16 protein-coding genes and 2 pseudogenes are annotated in these 20,626 nt (G+C 65.9%); 13 read left to right on the top strand and 5 right to left on the bottom strand.

What is annotated here, in order from left to right; all coding sequences use genetic code 11:
• The first annotated feature begins 80 nt into the window (after positions 1 to 80).
• The 3 genes from LJ362_RS10945 to LJ362_RS10935 all read left to right on the top strand — a co-directional run bounded on the left by LJ362_RS10945 (position 81) and on the right by LJ362_RS10935 (position 2,077).
• Complete coding sequence (locus tag LJ362_RS10945) at positions 81 to 650, top strand: GNAT family N-acetyltransferase (RefSeq protein ID WP_264799102.1); 570 nt, start codon at positions 81 to 83, stop codon at positions 648 to 650.
• Positions 651 to 872: 222 nt separating this feature from the next.
• Positions 873 to 1,619 carry a 4-hydroxy-tetrahydrodipicolinate reductase gene (dapB, locus tag LJ362_RS10940; RefSeq protein WP_264799101.1) on the top strand — a complete coding sequence of 249 codons (747 nt, stop codon included), beginning with the start codon at positions 873 to 875 and terminating at the stop codon, positions 1,617 to 1,619.
• The gene (locus LJ362_RS10935; RefSeq protein ID WP_264799100.1) at positions 1,619 to 2,077 is read left to right on the top strand and encodes a tetratricopeptide repeat protein; all 459 of its coding nucleotides are present in this window, start codon (positions 1,619 to 1,621) and stop codon (positions 2,075 to 2,077) included. The genes dapB and LJ362_RS10935 overlap by 1 nt, the downstream gene beginning before the upstream one ends.
• On the opposite strand, the gene LJ362_RS10930 is transcribed toward LJ362_RS10935, so the two are convergent.
• Complete coding sequence (locus tag LJ362_RS10930) at positions 2,040 to 3,320, bottom strand: DUF1624 domain-containing protein (RefSeq protein ID WP_264799099.1); 1,281 nt, start codon at positions 3,318 to 3,320, stop codon at positions 2,040 to 2,042. The two genes, LJ362_RS10935 and LJ362_RS10930, sit on opposite strands and share 38 nt — an antisense overlap.
• A 68-nt stretch (positions 3,321 to 3,388) precedes the next feature.
• Between LJ362_RS10930 and LJ362_RS10925 the strand changes: the two genes are divergently transcribed.
• The 3 genes from LJ362_RS10925 (at position 3,389) to LJ362_RS10915 (ending at position 7,049) form a co-directional block, all read left to right on the top strand.
• Positions 3,389 to 4,267, top strand: coding sequence for a neutral zinc metallopeptidase (locus tag LJ362_RS10925; protein WP_264799098.1), 879 nt, complete (start codon positions 3,389 to 3,391; stop codon positions 4,265 to 4,267).
• A 161-nt stretch (positions 4,268 to 4,428) separates the two neighbouring features.
• The gene (locus LJ362_RS10920) at positions 4,429 to 6,429 is read left to right on the top strand and encodes an FAD-dependent oxidoreductase (RefSeq protein ID WP_264799097.1); all 2,001 of its coding nucleotides are present in this window, start codon (positions 4,429 to 4,431) and stop codon (positions 6,427 to 6,429) included.
• On the top strand, positions 6,426 to 7,049 hold the full coding sequence (locus LJ362_RS10915) for a TetR/AcrR family transcriptional regulator (protein WP_264799096.1): 624 nt from the start codon (positions 6,426 to 6,428) through the stop codon (positions 7,047 to 7,049). Before LJ362_RS10920 ends, LJ362_RS10915 begins: the two co-directional genes overlap by 4 nt.
• Positions 7,050 to 7,087: 38 nt before the next feature.
• Here LJ362_RS10915 and LJ362_RS10910 read toward each other — a convergent pair.
• Positions 7,088 to 7,606 (bottom strand): annotated as a pseudogene (locus tag LJ362_RS10910) (AAA family ATPase); the annotation flags it as partial.
• Between the two features lie 155 nt (positions 7,607 to 7,761).
• Here LJ362_RS10910 and dapA point away from each other — a divergent pair.
• Together dapA and LJ362_RS10900 are read left to right on the top strand one after the other, a co-directional pair.
• Positions 7,762 to 8,685: a 4-hydroxy-tetrahydrodipicolinate synthase gene (gene dapA, locus LJ362_RS10905; protein WP_139468766.1), complete on the top strand. Its 924-nt coding sequence runs from the start codon at positions 7,762 to 7,764 to the stop codon at positions 8,683 to 8,685.
• Between the two features lie 34 nt (positions 8,686 to 8,719).
• A complete protein-coding gene (locus LJ362_RS10900) occupies positions 8,720 to 10,366 on the top strand; it encodes a ribonuclease J (RefSeq protein WP_264801824.1) in 1,647 nt (548 codons plus the stop codon).
• Between the two features lie 288 nt (positions 10,367 to 10,654).
• Here LJ362_RS10900 and LJ362_RS10895 read toward each other — a convergent pair whose 3' ends face one another.
• Entirely contained in the window at positions 10,655 to 12,571 is a 1,917-nt protein-coding gene (locus tag LJ362_RS10895) for an L-lactate permease (RefSeq protein ID WP_264799095.1), read from the bottom strand.
• A 281-nt stretch (positions 12,572 to 12,852) separates the two neighbouring features.
• Between LJ362_RS10895 and aceB the strand changes: the two genes are divergently transcribed.
• Both aceB and LJ362_RS10885 read left to right on the top strand, forming a co-directional pair.
• Positions 12,853 to 14,457, top strand: coding sequence for a malate synthase A (gene aceB, locus LJ362_RS10890; protein WP_264799094.1), 1,605 nt, complete (start codon positions 12,853 to 12,855; stop codon positions 14,455 to 14,457).
• Positions 14,458 to 14,619: 162 nt separating this feature from the next.
• Positions 14,620 to 15,774 (top strand): FAD-binding oxidoreductase, encoded by a 1,155-nt coding sequence (locus LJ362_RS10885; protein WP_264799093.1) that lies wholly within the window; start codon positions 14,620 to 14,622, stop codon positions 15,772 to 15,774.
• A gap of 98 nt (positions 15,775 to 15,872) precedes the next feature.
• Here LJ362_RS10885 and LJ362_RS10880 read toward each other — a convergent pair whose 3' ends face one another.
• Together LJ362_RS10880 and LJ362_RS10875 are read right to left on the bottom strand one after the other, a co-directional pair.
• Positions 15,873 to 16,334, bottom strand: a complete 462-nt coding sequence (locus tag LJ362_RS10880) for a universal stress protein (protein ID WP_264799092.1) — start codon at positions 16,332 to 16,334, stop codon at positions 15,873 to 15,875.
• Between the two features lie 13 nt (positions 16,335 to 16,347).
• Complete coding sequence (locus LJ362_RS10875) at positions 16,348 to 17,841, bottom strand: CitMHS family transporter (RefSeq protein ID WP_264799091.1); 1,494 nt, start codon at positions 17,839 to 17,841, stop codon at positions 16,348 to 16,350.
• 242 nt (positions 17,842 to 18,083) lie between these two features.
• Here LJ362_RS10875 and LJ362_RS10870 point away from each other — a divergent pair.
• The 3 genes and pseudogenes from LJ362_RS10870 to LJ362_RS10860 all read left to right on the top strand — a co-directional run.
• Positions 18,084 to 18,287: pseudogene (locus tag LJ362_RS10870) on the top strand (sensor histidine kinase); the annotation flags it as partial.
• A 143-nt stretch (positions 18,288 to 18,430) separates the two neighbouring features.
• Positions 18,431 to 19,843, top strand: coding sequence for a sensor histidine kinase (locus LJ362_RS10865; RefSeq protein WP_264799090.1), 1,413 nt, complete (start codon positions 18,431 to 18,433; stop codon positions 19,841 to 19,843).
• Positions 19,840 to 20,499 carry a response regulator gene (locus LJ362_RS10860; RefSeq protein ID WP_264799089.1) on the top strand — a complete coding sequence of 220 codons (660 nt, stop codon included), beginning with the start codon at positions 19,840 to 19,842 and terminating at the stop codon, positions 20,497 to 20,499. Before LJ362_RS10865 ends, LJ362_RS10860 begins: the two co-directional genes overlap by 4 nt.
• The last annotated feature ends 127 nt before the right edge of the window (positions 20,500 to 20,626 follow it).

Raw genomic sequence — 20,626 nt, 5'->3', positions numbered from 1 at the left:
AGGTTGCTGGGCCGCCGTCAGGTTGTTTGAGACCACGGAGCGGGCGCTGGCGGACCGGCGACTGCGGATAAGGTGGCCGGATGAGCGCAATTCTCCGACCCTGGCAGTCAGGCGCTTCGGGTGATGCCGAGGCGTTGGCTGAGGTGTATGAGCGGGCCGATGACGCACTGCTCAGCAACATCCCCGACGACCGCACGATCGGTGGTGCCCGGACATGGCTGGAGACCATCACCGACGCCGAGGCAGCCGGTGACCTCTGCGCTCGGGCGATCATTGATGACGGTGATCGTTCAGGGCGACGAATCCTTGGAAATGTCATGGCCTCCGGGATCGAACGCCGGCACTCGAGCGCGTGGATCTCCTATTGGTCGGTGGCCGAGGCCCGCGGCCAGGGCCTGGTATCGGCGGCGCTGCGCAGCCTCGTCGACCTCCTCCACGACGAACTCGGGATCCACCGGCTCGAACTTGGCTACCGAGTGAACAATCCGGCCTCGGCCGCAGTCGCCAGGAATGCGGGCTTCATCGTCGAAGGCCGCGAACGAGAGAAGCTTCTCTACGACGGCATCCGCTACGACACCGAGGTCTGCGCTCGGCTGAGTGGAGACCCGCGGCACCGTGGACCGCGCATACCGTTCGACGCACCTCATTGACCCCGCATCGTCCCCTCCAGAACTACCTGACGGCGGCCCAGCAACCTCGCGCCAGGTTGCTGCGCCGCCGTCAGGTAGTAATTGGGAGTGTTCGGATGGTCACTGGATGTGAAGAGACCCGTTCAGGGTCGCTAGACTGACTGGCGGAGATCGTTTCGGTCGTCTCGCCTCGGCCCGACCGGCACACCTCGCAGGGATCATCGCACAAGGAGTCAGCAGCATATGAGCATTCGCGTAGCCGTCATCGGAGCCAAGGGTCGGATGGGATCCCACGCCGTCGATGCGATCAACGATGCCGAAGGACTCGAACTCGTCGCCGCACTCGGCAGCAGCGATTCGCTGGAGACCCTGATCGAGCAGAACATCGACGTCGCCGTCGAACTCACCGTGCCCAAATCCACCGAGGACAATGTCACCTTCCTCGTCGAGAACGGCATCGACACCGTCGTCGGTACCACCGGCTGGGACAACGACCGTCTGGCCCAGCTCGAAGCCACACTGAAGAACCACCCGAAGACCGCGGTGCTCATCGCCCCGAACTTCTCGATCGGTGCCGTCCTGGCCATGCGCTTCGCCGAGCTCGCGGCCCCCTACTTCGACTCGGCCGAAGTCGTCGAGATCCACCACACCCGCAAACTCGACGCCCCGTCCGGCACGGCGAACCACACGGCCCAGCGCATCGCCGCCGCCCGCAATGCCGCCGGACTGCCCGCCGTTCCCGACTCCACCGAATCTGATCCGCAGGGTGCACGCGGCGCCATCATCGACGGAATCCACGTCCACGCCATCCGTCAGCAGGGCATGAACGCCCACGAGGAGATACTCTTCGGCTCGGACGGCGAAGCCCTGACCATCCGCACGGACTCGCACTCCACCTCGGCGTTCATGCCCGGCATCGTCACCGCCGTGCGATCCATCGCTGATTACACGGGGCTCATCCACGGCCTCGAGAACATGCTCGACCTCTGATGTCGAAGGCCAAGATCGGAGCGATCATCGTCTCCGTCGTCCTCGTCTTCTACTTCGTCCTCATGGGACAGCGGGCGTGGATCCTCGTCCGCGAACCCGCGATGATCCCCAAGATCATGGGTATCGCCCTGTTCGTCCTGCCCGTCATCGGTGCGTGGACGCTCATCGTCGAACTCGTCTTCGGCGCCCGTACGGAGAAGCTCGCGCGTATCCTCGGCGAGGAAGGCGGACTGCCCGTCGACGACCTGCCCAGGACGCCGGGCGGGAAGATCATCCGCGAGGCCGCCGATAGGGAATTCGTGAAGTACCAGGCCGAAGCCGAGGCCGCCCCCGAGGACTGGCGATCCTGGTTCCGGCTCTCGTGCGCCTACGATGCCAGCGGCGACCGGAAACGGGCGCGGGCCACGATGCGCAAATCGATCAGCCTCTTCCGGGAAGGTCAGAAGCTGGGTGCTTAGGTCCCGGCGACGCCACCCTGATGATGCCCGCGATCCCGCCTTCCAACGGGCCGCGGCTGCTGACAACCAACTTCCACAGCAGAGGCAGCAGCACGAATGTGAGTGCGTGGATGACGAACTCGAGAGTCTGCTCGCCAGCAGTTGCGGATTCCTCCAACGGATCGCCGACGATCTGAGACCTCGTGATCTCCAACAGCACGACGTGCGCCGAATACACGCTCAACGGCATCGATCCCGGAGCCGACAGCGGTGCGAGCACCCATGACTGGCGACCCAAGAGCGCTGCAGCGGCCTGGCAGGCAGCGATCGTCATCACCGCGATTCCACCCGTGGAGAGCAGATCGAACGGCGTTCCCGAATGCGGTCCCGCGATCGCCAGCCACCACCACGACGTCGCCGGAGTGACCCCGTAGCTGCCGGTGAACAGTGCCGCCGTGAGATCCGTGCCCCACATCTGCGAAACCTCCACGAGCGCGTCATCACCGCCGAAGACATTGAGCAGAATCCACGAGGCACCGCGTCCGACGACGAAGAGCCCGAGTCCGGCGGTGAACAGCGCGAGTAGGTGGCGTCCGATGTCGAGCTTCGCCACGGCCATGCCGAGCAGAATGTACGACAGCCACTGCAGCACCGGGTAATAGCCGGTGAGGAAGAGGTCGGTGAGCATCGTCCCCGGCGTCGCGAAGTCGAAGAAGCCCATCGGCAGGTAGCTCGGTTCGAGGAAGAACGTCGAACGCACCCACATCGACACGACGGGGGAGACGACCATCCAGACCCCGGCGATCGCGAACAGTACTCCCGCGCGCAGCCGCAGGAAGAACAGGGCGAGGGCGAACATGATCCCGTAGTTGACGAGGATGACCGCGAGCAGTCCGGAGATCGACCCGAGGCAGAGCCCGATGAGGACGATGGCCGCCGCCCGGATGAGCACGCTCGGTGCCGCATCGCGCAACCGCCCCGACACCGCCATCCGGGATCGGGTCGCGAGGACGAGGGAACAGCCGGCGAGGACCGCGAACAGAGCCGAGGCGCGCCCGGCGAAGACCGCCGCCCAGGTCGGCATCCCCGTCTCGTCGCCGAGCGCGAAGATGTGCGTGACCATCATCGCCAAGAGCGCGATCCCGCGGGCGACATCGAGTCCGATGAGCCGACCGTCAGGGCTGAGACGACGGGCAACCCTCGCCGAGGTGGCCCTGGAGTCCGCGTCGTGCGCTCGGTGAGGTTTCGCCGGGTGAGAGCTCATGGAACGATTCTCACACGACTTCACTTCTGCGCGCCCTCCCGCGTACGCTCCCGGGGTATCTTTATGCCATGACCTTCAACCCGAACGCCGATATCAGCGGCAACAGGACGAGCAAACGCGGTCGCAACACCGCGATCGTCGGCGGTGGCGGCGTGGGCATCGTCGGCCTGCTCGTCTTCCTCATCGGACCGCTGCTCGGCGTTGATGTCACCGGACTGATGGGCGGCATCACCCCTGACGATGGCAGCCAGAACCAGTCGAGCGGGACGAGCATGTCCCAGTGCGATACGGGTGAGGATGCGAACACGAACATCGACTGTCGAATGGCCGGAGCACAGGTCGTCCTCGATGACTACTGGGCACAGCAGGTCGACGGCTACGAACCGCCGGCGATGACACTGGTCGACGGTCAGACGTCGACCGGCTGCGGGACCGCATCGAACCAGGTCGGACCCTTCTACTGCCCGGCCGATCAGGGCGTCTACATCGACCCGAGCTTCTTCGACATTCTGCGTCAGCAGTACGGTGCCTCGGCCGATGAGCTCGCCCAGCTCTATATCGTCGGCCACGAATGGGGCCACCACATCCAGAACATCACGGGCGTGATGAGCGAGCACCCGAACAACGGCACGGGTCCGGAGAGCAACGGCGTGCGCACCGAACTCCAGGCCGACTGCTACGCCGGTGCCTGGCTGGGCAAGGTCACCACTCTCACCGACGACAACGGCACTCCGTATCTCGAAGAACCCTCCAAAGAACAGCTCGACGACGCCCTCAATGCGGCCTTCGTCGTCGGCGACGACCACATCCAAGAGGAGTCCGGCTTCGTCAATCCGGAATCGTTCACCCACGGCTCGAGCAAGCAGCGCCAGAAATGGTTCACCACCGGATACAACGAGGGCCTGAGCAGCTGCGACACCTTCGCAGTCTCCGGCAGCGAGCTATGACTGACGGTTCAGTCCGACAGCAATCGAGCCGACCCCATCGGCGGTCGGCACTTCGTGAGCCCACCCTTGCCGCCGTTCGTCATACGGTGATATGAATAACTGAGGCAGCCCCATCGAGGGCGGCCGCCCAGCCCCACCCGACGAACTGATCAAGGACGATCATGTCTCAGCTGTTCCCACACCTCTTCGAACCCATCACCATCGGCTCCACGGCGATCCGCAATCGCATCGTGTCCTCCGGCCATGACACCGTCCTCGACGATCACGGCCACATCGGCGACGACCTCGTCGCCTACCATGAGGCCCGCGCGAAAGGCGGAGCCGGACTCATCGTCCTCCAGGTCTCCGGTGTCCACGAAACCGCCCGCTACACCAGCCACGTCCTCATGGCCACCGACGAATCCTCCGTCCCCGGCTACCAGAACGTCGCCGAGGCGGTCCACCGCCACGGAGCAACGATCTTCGCCCAGCTCTTCCACCCCGGCCGAGAAGTCATGGACGGCGAGCGCGGCATGGCAGCACGGGCCAAGGCCCCGAGCGACGAACCGCAGGAACGCTTCAAAGTCGTCCCCGAGTCTCTGACCACCGCTGAGGTCAGAGACATCATCGCCGGCTACGGACATGCCGCGAAACGCATCGCCGACTCCGGAATCGACGGCGTCGAGATCGTCGCCAGCCACGGTTACCTGCCCATCCAATTCTTCAACCCCTCCGTCAACACCCGCGCCGACGACTACGGCGGCAGCCCGGAGAACCGTCGCCGGTTCCTCACCGAGGTGGCCCAGACCGTCCGTCAGTCAGTCGGCCCTGATGTCGTGGTGGGCGTGCGGATCTCCGGTGAGGAGAAGACCGAGGACGGCCTCGTCGCCACCGAGATCCTCGACCTCATCGAACACCTCGATTCCCTGACCACCGACGGCGTCGACTGCCTCGACTACTTCTCGATCACCGCCGGCGATTCCTCCACTCTGCAGGGCGCCGTCCACATCGTGCCCTCGATGCAGATCGACCCCGGCTATGCCGCGGACCTGTCCGAGCAGGTCAAGAAGATCACCGACAAGACCGTCATGGTCGCCGGCCGCATCAACCAACCCCACGAAGCCGAAGCCGCGATCGCCGAGGGCCGCACCGATATGGCGATCATGACCCGCGCGATGATCTGCGACCCCGAAATCGCGAACAAGTCCAAATCCGACAAGGTCGATGAGATCCGCGCCTGCATCGGCTGCAACCAAGCCTGCATCGGCCACTTCCAACAGGGTGTGCCGATCTCGTGCATCCAATACCCCGAATCCGGCCGGGAACTCACCTTCCTTCCCCGACCGACGGTGCGCACACGACGCAAGATCCTCGTCATCGGCGGGGGACCGGCCGGACTCAAGGCCGCCGCGGTCGCCGCCGAACAGGGCGATGACGTCGTCCTGTGCGAAAGGGAGCCCCACCTCGGCGGGGCGGTTCTCCTGGCTCAGGAACTGCCGTATCGGTCCGAATTCGGGGGAGCGGCGACGAACCTCACCGCCGAGGCGGCCCGCGCCGGCGTCGACATCCGCACCTCCGTACCGGCCACCCAGGACCTCATCACCGAGGTGGCCCCCGACCACCTCATCATCGCCACGGGAGCCGAACAGCGCATGCCTGCCCTCGAGATCGCCGACGATGCGCTCGTCATCGGGGCTCGCGACTATCTGCGAGAGCCCCCGGATCTTCCGCCCGGACGCGTGCTCGTCACGGACTGGAAGGGCGACTGGATCGGACTCGGCATCGCCCTGCGGCTGGCCGAGGCCGGGCGGCACGTGAGCTTGGCGACGGCGGCGAACTTCGCCGGTGCCGCGATCCAGCAGTACACGCGCACCCTGCTCGTGTCCCAAGCGCTGCGGACCGGTCGGGTGCAATTCGTTAACGACGCTCGCCTCGTCGGCGTCGATGCCGACACCGGTTACCTGCAGTCCACCCTCTGCGAGGTCGTCCACGAGGTCGACGGCGTCGCCGCGACGATCGTCTCCGGTGCACCGCGATCGGTGCCGGTCGACCTCGACTTCGGGACCGCCTCGGTGACGGTGATCGGCGACGCCCTGGCCCCGCGCACGGTCGAGGAAGCCGTGTACGAAGGACTGACCGCGGCCACCGCCCTGGCCGAACGACGAGAATCGGTCACGGCATGAGCCCCCGTCCGGCTCAGCCGCCCGAGCAGGCCGAGGCGAAGAAGTTCGCGATCATCCAGGCGACCCTCGACGCCATCGTCGCCAAAGGTCCCGCCGCGGTCCGGCTCGGGGACGTGGCGAAAGCAGTCGGCATGTCCATCGGCACCGTGCAGTACTACTTCGAGTCCCGGAACGACCTGCTCGCCCAGGCGTTCTCCTTCCACACCGCGACGGTGCTGCTGCACCTCGAGGAGATGGCGAAGCCGGGCGATGATCCGCGCGGTCGAATGTCTCGCTATCGCCTGCACGATGCGTTCGCGGCTGTCCATGGGGTGGGAATGCACGAGCAGCGGTCGCGGATCTGGCTCGAACTCGTCACCGCCGCTCGCACGGACGGAGGCCTGCAGAACTGTGTCGATGCCGTGTTCGACGGATGGCGGAAGCTGTTCCGGACGATCGTCGACGATGGGCTGAAGAGGCACGAATTCGGGCTCTTCCAGCTCTCCGCCGCCGAGGTGGTCGACACGTTCGTCGCCATCATCGACGGTTTCGACCTGGCCACCGTCGCCGGTCACGGTCCCGATCCGTCCACGATGACGCGGATCCTCATCGAGACCGCGGACCGCCTGCTCGAAGGGTAGGGGGCACCGCGCCCGCGCGACGGGTGGGCGCGGCCGTCTCACAGCCGCGCGATCGTCTCCACGTCTTCGCCGAACTCCCGGGCAGTCGCCTCGGACACCGTCGCCCGCGTCGCCCGTAGTGCCTCGAGATAGTCATCGGTCGAAAGCACATCAGACCGGGAGGCGATATCGACGTGCTGCTGTCGCAGCTACGAGGCCAGCGCTTCCTGCGAAGCACGCCGGGCAGCATATTCGATATCGGCCGGGGTCAGACCGTCACTGGCATTGACGAGCACGTCGAGATCGACACCGGCGATCGTGTGCTCGGGAATGTAGCGCGACCAGATCGCCTCCCTGGCGGTGGCATCGGGCAACCCGATGGGAATGACGTAGTCGAAGCGCCCGTGCCGCAGGAACGCCGCATCGAGGGCACGGACGAAGTTCGTCGCACAGATGAGCAGCCGACCCTCCCGATCTCGAAACTGACCGACCTGCTTGAGCAGCTCATTCGTCACACCCTGCGTCGGCGACGGCGGCTCACCCCCGCGCTTCGACGCGATCTCCTCGACCTCATCGATGTGGCGGGCAGGGCTCAAGAGTAGACGATCGAGCGGCTGCAGGTGTGATCCGTCTCTCAACGTGACCGCACGGGCACCGCAGGCGAGGCGAACGACACCCGCAACGCGGGTGGACCACTGCACTCATGAGAGGACGTGGGCGCTATCCTGGTTCTATGGCGATTCTCGGTGACCAGGCAGCAGCGACTGCCATTGACGCGTTCGGTTCCGTCGGCACTGCAATGGTGACTCCATTCAAGCGCGACGGCAGCATCGACTATGCGTCCGTGGAGAAGGTGGCGAACCACCTCGTCGAGCTCGGCAACGACATGCTCGTCGTCTCCGGCACCACCGGCGAATCTCCGACGACGACCGACGACGAGAAGGTCGAACTCATCCGCGTCGTCCGCGGTGTCATCGGCAAGCGGGCGAAGATCGTCGCCGGCACCGGCAACAACGTCACCGCACACACCATCGACCTCTCCCGCCGCTCGGCCGATGCCGGAGCCGACGGGATCCTACTCGTCACCCCGTACTATTCGAAGCCGACCCAACCGGCGATCGAAGCCCATATGCGCGCGGCCGCCGACTCCACCGACCTGCCGGTCATGCTCTATGACATTCCCGGCCGTGCCGGTGCCCCGATCATCACGGACACCCTGCTGCGACTCTCGGACCACCCGAACATCCTCGCGGTCAAGGACGCCAAGGGCGACCTCTTCGCCTCCTCGTTCGTGATGAACAACTCCTCGCTCGTGTACTACTCCGGCGAGGACGCCCTCAACCTGCCGCTGCTGTCGCTCGGCGCGCTCGGACTCGTGTCCGTGGCCGGACATGTCTGCTCGGACCGGTTCGCCGCCATGGTCTCCGCAGTGGCGAACAACGACCTCAACACCGCACGCACCCTTTCCCGCGACACCGCGGACGTGGTGGATGCGCTCATGAACCACATGCCGGGAGTGATCTCGGCGAAGGCCGCTCTGCAGGCCCAAGGAATACTCGACAACCGCGACGTGCGTATGCCGCTGCTCCCAGCTGATGAGGAGCAGATGGCGTTCGTCGCCGCCCAATTGACCAGGAGTGGTTACCTCAGTGAATAATGCATTGACCCAAGAACTGTCCCTCCCGCCGAAGATGGACAGAGAAGCCGTCCGCATCGTCGCGCTCGGCGGACTCGGCGAAGTCGGCCGCAATATGACCGTCTTCGAATACCACGGCAAACTCCTCATCGTCGACTGCGGTGTGCTCTTCCCCGAAGAGGACCAGCCCGGCGTCGACCTCATCCTCCCCGATTTCTCGTACCTCGACGACCGCCTCGATGACATCATCGGCCTCGTGCTGACCCACGGCCACGAAGACCACATCGGTGCCGTTCCCTACCTGCTGCGTCGCAAGGGCGACATCCCCATCCTCGGATCGCAGCTGACCATCGCGCTCATCGAAGCCAAGCTCAAAGAGCACCGCATCAAGCCCATCACCCGTGTGGTGAAGGAAGACGACGTCGACCAGCTCGGTCCCTTCGACCTCGAATTCGTCGCCGTCAACCACTCGATCCCCGACGCATTGGCCGTGTTCATCCGCACCGGCGCCGGCAACATCCTGCACACCGGTGACTTCAAGATGGATCAGCTGCCGCTCGACGGCCGCATCACCGACCTCCGCGCCTTCGCCCGCCTCGGCGAAGAGGGCGTCGACCTGTTCATGACGGACTCGACGAACGCAGAGGTCCCAGGCTTCACTGCGCTGGAGAAGGACATCGGCCCCGTGCTCGAGAACCTCTTCGGCACCGCCGAACGCCGCATCATCGTCGCCTCGTTCTCCTCCCACGTCCACCGTGTGCAGCAGGTGCTCAACGCCGCCACGGCGCATGGTCGCAAGGTGGCCCTCGTCGGCCGGTCCATGGTGCGCAATATGAAGATCGCCGAAGACCTCGGATACCTCAACGTGCCTGCCGGAACGCTCATCGACATCAAGAAGGTCGACGACTTCCCCGAGGATCAGATCGTCCTCATGTGCACCGGCTCCCAGGGTGAGCCGATGGCCGCCCTGTCCCGCATGGCCAACCGCAGCCACCGCGTCGACGTGGGCGACGGCGACACAGTCATCCTCGCCTCCTCGCTCATCCCGGGCAATGAGAACTCCGTGTTCAAGGTCATCAACGGCCTCATGAAACTCGGCGCCCGCGTGATCTCGAAGGCCGATGCGAAGATCCACGTGTCCGGCCACGCCTCCGGCGGCGAGCTGCTCTACTGCTACAACATCGTCAAGCCCCGCGGCGTCATGCCCGTCCACGGCGAGTGGCGCCACCTGCTGGCCAACGCCCGTCACGCCGAGGCGACCGGAGTCGACCCGAACAATATCGTGCTGGCCGATGACGGCTGGGTCGTCGACCTCAAGGACGGTCATGCCGAGGTCGTCGGCGCCGTCGACTGCAACTACGTCTTCGTCGACGGTTCCTCGGTCGGTGAGATCACCGAGGCGGACCTCAAGGATCGCTTGGTCCTGTCCGGTGAGGGCTTCGTGACGATCTTCATGGCCGTGAACTCGCAGACGAAGTCGCTCATCGCCGGACCCGAGATCCACGCCCGCGGTGTGGCCGAGTCCGATGACGTCTTCGACTCGATCGTCCCGAAGGTCCAGAAGGCCGTCGAGGATGCCCTGCGTGACGGCACCACTGATCAGTACCAGCTGCAGCAGGTGGTGCGCCGCACCGTCGGCCGCTGGGTGTCCTCGAAGCTGCGCCGCAAGCCGATGATCGTCCCCATGGTCGTCATCGTCTGAGACCCAGTCTTCGAGCGGCTCCGTCGGCGGTCGGCTCGGCTGTCGGTCTGCTGCACCGACGAAACCGCGAACGCCCGCAGGTGCCTGAAGGTCCTGCGGGCGTTGTCGCGTTCTGGGTGAATCGCCTTTTGATCGGCGCATCGCGTTTGAACCCGATGCCTGGATCAGAAGGCGATGACTCCGGCGGCAGTCCGCTCCGGGCGGTGTCGCCTGGGGCAGATCCGCCTCGAAATCCCGATGGAAATCGCGGAGGATCCACCCGCAGGAAGCAACTGCTGAGCGCAGCGCTCAGGAGCGGGCGGTGGGCTCCTGCTCGTCGTCGATGTCAGAGCCTCCGCCAGCCGCTCCGCCGCTGACTCCGTCCACAACGGCCGCGCTGGTCGCGCCGCCTCCAACACCTTCCTCGAGCCCCGGCAGGGGCTTGCCCGGGGAGCGGCGGATCATCACCACGACCACGGCGAGGCCGATGATGATCGCGGTGAGGACGACGGTGCCCGCGTTGAAGCCCAGCCCGTTGAGTCCGATGAACGCCAGAGCGCCCGCAGTCAGCGAATAGACGAGCATCGGGATCGCCGTCCGCCGGATGAGCTCGCCTTCCCGACCGATGAGCCCCACCGTCGCCGAGGCGGCCACGACGTTGTGGACGGCCACCATATTTCCAGCGGCGCCACCGACCGCCTGAGCCGCGACCACGGTCTCGGGGCTGGCCGCGCCGATCGCGGTGCCGGTGGAGAACTGGAACTGCGAGAACATGACGTTCGAGACGGTGTTCGACCCTGCCACGAATGCACCCAGCGCACCGGCGAACGGGGCGAACAGCGGCCAGGCGTCGCCGACTGAGCTGGCGGCCGCCTCGGCGAGAGTGACCGGCATCGAATCCAGGCCCGCCCCGTTGTAGTCGGCACCGGAGTTGATGAACACGCGCACCAGCGGCAGGGAACACAGCAGGGCAACGGCCGCGCCGGCGATCTGCGAACCGGCGATCTGCCACGAGCCTGCCACCTGCTTCCTCGTCATCCGGTGGATGAAGTACGTCAGCCCGCATGCGAGGACGAAGATGGCCCCCGGCGACCACAGCAGATCCATGTTCTGACTGATCGGGGTGCCGAAGATGTTATCGATCTTGATCACGGCTGGACCGGTGAGGAACTCCTTGATCGCGGGCACATTGCGCGTGATGAGAAGCAGAGCGACGACGATGAGATAGGGCGACCAGGCGCGGGCCAGCGACATCTTCTTCGTCAGCTGCGCCTTCTCCTTGTTCGGGTCGACCGTGCCCATCCAGATCGCCGGCCACGTCTCACGCGGAGCGAAGTCCCAGGTCTTCTTCGGCATGAGGAAGCCCATCCGCGAGGTCGTCACGACGATGGCCAGACCGATGAGTCCGCCGAGCAGCGACGGGAACTCGGGTCCGAGCACATTGGCCACGATGAGATAGGGGACGATCATCGCCACGGCCGCATAGATCGCGAACGGGGCGATGGCCAGACCGTCGGCGAAGCGCCGATTGGCACCGAAGAACCCGGTCATCAGGCACGACAGCAGCAGTGGGATGAGAATGCCGCAGCAGGCGTGGATGAGCGCGACCTGGGTGGCGGTGTGAGCGACGAACTCGGCCTGGCCGAGGCCGAGCTGGCCGGCGCGTTCGGCGACATCGGCCGACATCGAGCCGTCCTCCTGAGACAGGCCGGTGCCGATGCCCACGACCATCGGGGTGCCCACGGCGCCGAAGCTCACCGGAGTCGACTGGATGATGAGACCGGCGAGGACCGCGGCGATCGCGGGGAAACCGAGGGCCAGCAAGAGCGGGGCGACCACGGCCGCCGGAGTGCCGAAGCCGGCGGCACCCTCGATGAAGGACCCGAAGAGCCATGCGATGATGATGACCTGCACGCGCCGGTCCGGGGAGATCGCGATGAACCCGGAGCGGATCGTCTCGATCGCCCCGGACCGGGTGACCGTGGCCAGCAGCAGAAGCGCGCCGAAGACGATCCACAGCAGTCCGATCGCGACGAGGAGGCCCTGGACGACCGATGCGCCGATCGTCACCCACTCGATCTGCCAGGCAAAGTTCGCCACGAGCGCGGCAGCGATCAGTCCGATCGGCATGGCGTATTTCGCAGGCCACCGGAATCCGATGAGAAGGATTCCGGCCAAGAGAATGGGGGAGAGGGCCAAGAGAGCTGCAACAGCGAGGTTGTCCACTTTTCAGTCCGATCCGCGGCGTCGTTGCCGCCTCGGCGAGTCCATGAGAGATGTTCCCCTTATCCTCTCCGGCCCCTTGGGCGGAGTCAATGAACACACCGTCTCGAATGCAGGATATGGTTTGACGAGACGTGCATCACCTCATATTCTTTCGTTGTGTGAACAAACATTTTCACAGTGTGAAAGTTTCGCAGTCAAAACCCCGTTGACCAGCGAACATATCGCATCACCAGATGTGGAAAAGGACGCAGCACCGATGTGCTGACTAAGGAGAACCATCGATGACCGCTCATATCGAAAACCTGGACATCCCCGCCGGGATGGAGATCACCGGTGAGCTGCCGGACGGGGCTGAGAAGGTCCTCACGCCCAAGGCGCTTGAGCTCATCGTCGATCTGCACCGGAAGTTCAACGGCGACCGCCTCGAGCGCCTCGAGGCTCGCAAGGAACGCCAGGCCGAAATCGCCGCGGGCAAGGACCTCGACTTCCTCCCCGAGACCGCGGAGATCCGCAACGATCCCTCCTGGCAGGTCGCACCCCCGGCACCCGGTCTCGAAGACCGCCGCGTCGAGGTCACCGGCCCCACCTACAAGAAGATGACGATCAACGCGCTCAACTCCGGAGCGAAGGTGTGGCTGGCCGACCAGGAAGACGCGAACACCCCGCAGTGGGACTCGGTCATCCAGGGCCAGATCAACCTCCTCGACTCGCTCAACCGCGAAATCGACTTCACCTCGCCCGAGGGCAAGGAATACAAGCTCGCCCCCGACGAGGAGCTGCCGACCATCGTCGTGCGCCCCCGCGGCTGGCACATGCCGGAGAAGCACATCCTCATCGACGGTGAGGAGACCTCCGGTTCGCTCGTCGACTTCGCCCTCTACTTCTCGACCGCCGGTCAGATCCAGATCGAGAAGGGCCGCGGCCCCTACTTCTACCTCGCGAAGATGGAGAGCCACCTCGAGGCCCGCCTGTGGAACCAGGTCTTCGAACACGCCGAGGACGCCTTCGGCCTGACCCGCGGCACCATCCGCGCCACCGTGCTCATCGAGACCTACACCGCGGCCTTCGAGATGGAGGAGATCCTCTACGAGCTGCGCGAGCACTCCGCCGGACTCAACGCCGGCCGCTGGGACTACATCTTCTCCGTGATCAAGAACTTCCGCTCCCGCGGCTCCGACTACCTGCTGCCGGATCGTTCGGACGTGACGATGACGGTGCCGTTCATGCGCGCCTACACCGAACTGCTCGTGCGCACCTGCCACAAGCGCGGCGCACATGCCATCGGCGGAATGTCCGCCTTCGTCCCCTCGAAGGACGAAGCCGCGAACAAGGCCGCCTTCGACAAGGTGCGTGAGGACAAGTCGCGTGAGGCCGGCAAGGGCTTCGACGGCTCCTGGGTCGCTCACCCCGGAATGGTGGCACTGTGCAAGGAGGTCTTCACGGAGACCCTCGGCGACAAGCCCAACCAGATCGACAACAAGCGCGAAGACGTCAACGTCACCGCCGCCGATCTGCTCGACGTGAAGTCGACCCCGGGCTCGATGACCGAGGCAGGCCTGCGCACCAACGTGTCCGTCGGCATCCAGTACCTGCGCGCCTGGCTCGAAGGCAACGGCGCGGTCGCCATCAACGGACTCATGGAGGACGCCGCAACCGCTGAGATCTCCCGCTCCCAAGTGTGGCAGTGGCTCGACGCCGGAATCACCCTGGACTCCGGTGAGAAGGTGACGAAGGAGCTCGTCGAGCGCATCGTCGCCGAGGAAGTCGCCAAGCTGCCCGGTGACGACGCAGGCTGGAAGGACGCCACCGACACCTTCGTCTCGGTCGCCCTCGACCCCGAGTACGTCGACTTCCTCACCCTGCCGGCTTACGCCCGCATGCCGTGATCGGCACTCGCTGACGACGCCGAACGCCCCCGAAATCTGTGCCTGAAGCACCGATTTCGGGGGCGTTCTTCGCTAAGCTCGACATACACACTCCTACGTGACGGTCGCAGATCGACTCGCACGTGGGAGGCGCCGACGACGGATGGATACACGGAGGTGGGGATGAGCCTGACCACAGACGAACTGCCCCGACTGGCCAGTCCCTCAAGCACTGCCGAACTCTCCGAACTCATGGCCCGTGCCCATGCCGAGCACCGCACCGTGGCTGTGTTCGGCGGCGGCACCGCCTTCGACGATCACCCACCCGTGTCCACTCCGGGGCTTCTCATTGACTTGACCTCGATCGCCGAGGTGGCCGACCATTCCAGCGACACGATCCGTGCCGGAGCCGGCGCTCGGACCAGTGCGCTGAACAGAACTGCCGCCCAGTCTGGACGGGAGATCCTCGCCGACCTACCGCTTGACCGCATCGAGGCCGGCGCCACGCTGGGAGGAATGATCGCCACCGCAGCCACCGGGCCCCGCCGCCTGCGCCGTCCCCGGCTGGCCGAGACAGTGCTGTCCGTGACGACCGTCGCCGCCGATGGGACCATCGCCCGCACCGCGCATGGGCTGCACCCGAATCTGGGCGGCCGCGATCTGCCCGGACTCGTCACCGGATCCTGGGGAAGTCGAGCGATCATCGTCGAGGCCGAGATCTGTCTGAACGAGCGACCCGAAGCGCAGAGATTCGTGTGGATCCCCGGCAGCGAGGCGGCCGCCGACCTCCTCGTTGCCCGCAGAGTCCCGGACGCGGTCGTCATCGAACGACCACCCGGTTCACCGGCGGCGACAGTGATCTTCGTGGAAGGGGAGGCCGACGAGGTGGAGGCCGAAGTGGGCCACCTCGTCGATCGGATCCCCGGTGCGACCCCGTGCGGGGAGCCGGAATGGTGGGGTCGTCGAGCGCGGCTGGCTGCGACCATCGGAGTGTCCGTGGCGCCGAGTTTCATTCCGACGCTCATCGATGCCGTCGCCCGGTTGGAGACGACGATCGGCTATCCGCTGCAGCTGCGCGGCAGTGCCACGGGCACGTTCGAACTGGGCATCGGCGCACCGGAATCCGAACCGGGAGTGGCCACCCGTGTGGTCCTCGAACATCTGCGCAGCTTCGGCCTGCATTTCATCGCCGCCCGGCTCATCCATGCACCCGCACCTGTCTGGGACGAGGTGGATGCCTGGGGTCCGCAGCCGGGACGGGCGGGTGTGCGCGACATCAAGAAACTGGTCGATCCGCGAGGAATCCTGGCTCCGGGGCGGGGAATCGCCGGAATCTAGAGTCGGGCGACCGGGGCTGCGCGACCGGGGCCGGGCGAACTGCGCCGTGCGACCAGTTCGCGCGACCGGCTCGAACGGCTGGCGACGGTCCCGAACTTCTACTTGACCAACAGCACCGGGCACTCGGCCTCGAGGATGACCTGCTGTGCACTCGACCCGAGGAGCAGCTTCACCACGGGCGAGCGTCGCTTCGTGCTCATGACGATCAACACGGCATCGTAATCGTCGGCGAGACCGAGGATCTGCTCGGCCGGATCCGGACCGGAACGGTGCACGGCATACTCAAGCCCCGCCTCGGCGAGGGCGGCACCCAACCGGGTGCATTCGGACAGGGACGACGTCGACGGAGCCGTCGTCGTATCAGTGCCGAACACGACCGCCTGCACCGCAGCGTTCTCACGGCGGGCCGCAGCGATCGCCTGCTCGAGCACCTCATCCGAGGAATCCGGACGCAGCGCCAGAACTACGGTCGCCGAGGCCGAACCGATGCCCGGTGAGGCGGTGACCTGCCGGGACGGGGCAGGGAAGCGAGGGTGTGAGGTCGAATAGAGATCAGTCATCGCAGTCCTCCGCTCAGCTGATTCCGATGACGCCGACGGCGACACCCACGGCGAGCATGACGAGGGCGACGATGAGCGCGCGCCACAGCACCTTCTTGTGGTGATCGCCGAGCTCGACGCCGGACAGGGACACGAGCAGCAGGATCGCAGGCACGAGCGGCGACTGCATGTGCACGGGCTGGCCGGTGATCGAGGCGCGGGCCATATCTGCAGCGGAGATGCCGAAGTGGGAGGCGGTCTCGGCGAGCACGGGCAGGATGCCGAAGTAGAAGGCGTCGTTGCTCATGAAGAACGTCATCGGGATCGACAGCAGGCCGGTGATGACGGCCATGTACGGTCCCATCGAGTTCGGGATGACCTCGACGAGCCATTCGGCCATCGCGTCGACCATTCCGGTCCCGGACATGATGCCGGTGAGCACGCCCGCGGCCATGACCATGGCCACGACGGAGATGATCGCCGTCGCATGGGAGGCGAGCTCCTCCTGCTGGTCCTTCATCTTCGGGAAGTTGACCATGAGCGCGATGACGGTGCCGATCATGAACAGGTACGGCAGCGGCAGGATGTCGACGATGAGCAGGACCATCACGGCCACGGTCAGCGCCAGGTTGAACCAGAACAGCTTCGGACGCAGCGTCGCGCGGTTGGGATCGAGCGCGGTGTTCGACAGGCCCGAACCAGTTCCGGCGGATCCGTCTGCGTCGCCTGCGGAGGCGGGGATCGCCTCGGTGGCAGTGTCATCATTCGCCGAGGCGGCCGAGCCGGATCCGTGTCCGTGCCCGCCCGCGGTGGTGCCCGCGGACGAGCCCGCGGTCGTGCTGGCTCCGGCCACGGCGCCGACGAGGTCCTTGCGACGGTTCGAACCGCGGTCCTCGACCCAGGCGACGCCGTTCTTGGCCAGGCGGCGGCGTTCGGAGATGCCGAGCACGTAGGCGAAGATGAGGCACACGAGCAGGCCGGCCACCAGGGACGGGACCATGGGGACGAAGATCTCGTTGGCGTCGATCTGCAGCGCCGAGGAGGCTCGGGCCGTCGGGCCGCCCCACGGGACGATGTTGAGGGTGCCGTTGATGAGACCGGCGACGCAGGTGAGCACCACGGGTGACATCTCGAGGCGCTGGTAGATCGGCAGCATGGCCGCGGTGACGACGATGAACGTCGTCGATCCGTCACCGTCGAGGGACACGGCGCCGGTGAGCAGCGCGGTGCCGAGGACGACCTTGACGGGGTCGTTGCCGGCGACCTTGAGGATGAACTCGACGAGCTTGTCGAAGAGGCCGACGTCGATCATGATGCCGAAGTAGATGATGGCGAAGAGCAGCAGCGCTGCCGTCGACGACATCGAGGCGATCGCGTCCATGACCATGTCCCCGATGCCCAGACCGGCCCCGGCGAAGAGGCCGAAGATCGTGGGCACGAGGATGAGCGCGAGGATCGGCGAGAGTCGTTTGGTCATGATCAGCGTCATGAAAACGAGGATCATGGCAAAACCGAGAATGACAAGCACGAGCTTCTCCTTCGAAGGCGAATGTGAGGCTCGAAACACCGTAGGGCCCAGATCACGGGCCGCGCGCGCTTGTGTGCACTGATGGCGTTTAGATCGTTGCGCGCCTTTTGCGCATTGCGCTCAAACGCGGCTACGCTGAGCGCGTGCCCCGGCCCCATCGTTCGTTCTCCCGACGTGTACTGATCTCTCAGCTCGCGCTCGTCATCGTGATCCTCGCCCTGGTCACCGGAGTGTTCGCGTGGATGGGGGCGCGCACCGTCACCGAGGTGACCGAGACGAAGGCGCTGGCCACTGCCCGAACGCTGGCGATCGATCCGGCCGTCCGCGCCGCCGCCACCCAGGCTTCGGCCGAGCACGCTGAGAAACCCGATAAGCAGCTCGTGACTTCGATGCTGAGGATCACCGATGATCTGCGCGACCGGTCGGGCATCACCTTCGCCGTCATCACCGACGATCGCGGCATCCGACTCACCCACCCCGATCGTCGAAGATCGGGCACAAGGTCTCGACGTCGCCGGATGAGGCACTCGCCGGACGCGAGAACGTCTCCCACGAATCCGGGACCCTGGGCGAGACGGTGCGGGCGAAGGTGCCGATCTATTCGAGTGAGGACGGCAAGACCGTCGTCGGCGAGGTCTCGGTGGGCATTTTCGCCACCGTGCTCGATGCTGATGTGCGTCGGGAGATGCTGCTGCTCGGAACCGTGGCAGTGCTTGCGCTCGCACTCGGGGTCGGAGTCTCGTATTGGCTCGGGCGTCGGCTGCGGCGGGAGACGCTCGGCGTCGGACCCGAAGATCTCGCCGAAATGGCTCGCGACCAAGGTGCGGTGCTGCACGGCCTCGACGACGGGGTGCTCGGGTTCGATACGAACGGGAAGCTGACCCTGAGCAATTCGAACGCGAAGGAGCTGCTCCGTGCCGCCTCGGCGAAGCACGTCGAGCATGAGAACGGCACGGGCGACGCGAACGGCGGAGCCGCCTCGGCGGGGGATTCCGACCGCGAACTGGCTGCCGTCTCAGACGACGAACTCGTCAATGTGCCCGATGAGATCACCGCGCTCATGGCCGACGCCCCGGCGGACGGAGCCCTGCGGCGGCGGATCACCATCGGCGACCGGATTCTGCTGGCAACAGCGGTGCGGGTCCAGCGCGACGGGGTCTCGGTCGGCGGGGTCGTGACCCTGCGGGACGAGACCCAGATGCTGACGATGGCTCGCCAGCTCGAGTCCGTCACTGCGATGGCTCGGGCCCTGCGCACTCAGCGGCACGAGTTCGCGAACCGGCTGCACACCGTGCTCGGACTCGTCGACACGGGCGCCACCGATGAGGCCCACACCTACCTGTCCTCCATCCTGGGCACCGGGCCGATCACGACTCCCGTCGAGGACATCGACCTCATCTCCGATCCTTACCTGCGCGCCGTTCTGGAAGCGAAGGGCACGACCGCCGCCGAGGCGGGAGTGGCCCTGGCCGTCACCCCCGACTCCCTGGCGGTCGGTGCGGTCCGCGACCCGGAAGCGGTCACGCTCATCCTCGGCAACCTCATCGACAACGCCGTACGGGCGGCCGTCTCGGGCCGGCGGTACGCCGAGGACGGAGGCCGAGTCGAAGTGCAGGTGCTCAGCTCCGGGACGGAACTCCACGCGGTCGTCACGGACACCGGCGATGGGATCGACGACGAGGTAGCGGGGAAGATCTTCGACGAGGGATTCTCGACCTCTAAGGCCGCCTCGGCGCCGGATTTCGGGATCGGACTGACCACGGGAACCGGCACCGGGGACGGCCACGGACTCGGCATCGGCCTTGCGCTCAGCCGCCGGGTCGCGGAGAAGGGCGGGGGAGCGGTGTGGCTCATCGACGGCCACGACCCGGACCTCGGCGGGGCGAGCTTCGGTATGCGCCTGCCTGACGCCCTGGACGATCCTGCCGACGTGGGCGATGCGGGCGAAGACGACGATGCGATCGCCGACGACAACGACTTCCCAATTGATGAGGTGAGATGATGGTCAACGTTCTCGTGCTCGATGACGATTTCTTCGTCGGGCAGATCCATGCCCGGTACGTCGACGAGGTGCCCGGCTTCTCGGCGCTCGAACCCGTCCGCGATCTGAAGACGGCGCGCGAGGTCATCGCCGAGAACGACGTCGACCTGCTTCTCGTCGACTACGTGCTGCCCGAGGGCACCGGTGTCGACCTCGTCCGTGAGACCGATATCGATGCGATCGTGCTCTCGGCGGTCACGGATCCGCAGGTGGTCCGTTCGTCGCTGCGCGCGGGGGCGATGACGTACATCGTCAAGCCCTTCGCCGCCGAGGTGCTGCAGAACTTCCTGCGCCGCTACGCCCGGTTCCTCCGCTATTGGGAGCGGGAGAAGGTCGGGCAGACCGATCTCGAGAGGCAGCTGCGCAACCTCCACGATGCCGCGGCCGTCGGCGGGACCGGAGCGAGCCCGGCGGGATCGTCGACGACGACTAGGATCCTCGCGGCACTCGAGGAGGCGAGCGGCCCGATGACGGCCCTCGAAGTCGCCGAGGCGGTCGGTGCGTCCCGCGCGACCGCGCAGCGGCATCTGGCGAAACTCGCCGAAGCCCGCACGATCACGGTGTCCCTGCAGTACGGCAACACCGGCCGCCCCGAGCACCTCTACGCCACCCGCTGAGGTGGGTCGGGCTCGTCTCGGTCACTCTCGAACTCTTTCGATCGACGACTTCGCCGCTGCCTGGCCGCAGTGATTCTGCCGCGAACGGCAAGTTAAGTGTGCGCAGATTGCCAAAAAGGCGAGGAAA

Source organism: Brevibacterium sp. JSBI002, from assembly GCF_026013965.1.
GTDB lineage: Bacteria > Actinomycetota > Actinomycetes > Actinomycetales > Brevibacteriaceae > Brevibacterium.
This window is presented reverse-complemented; position numbering and strand designations above follow the sequence as displayed.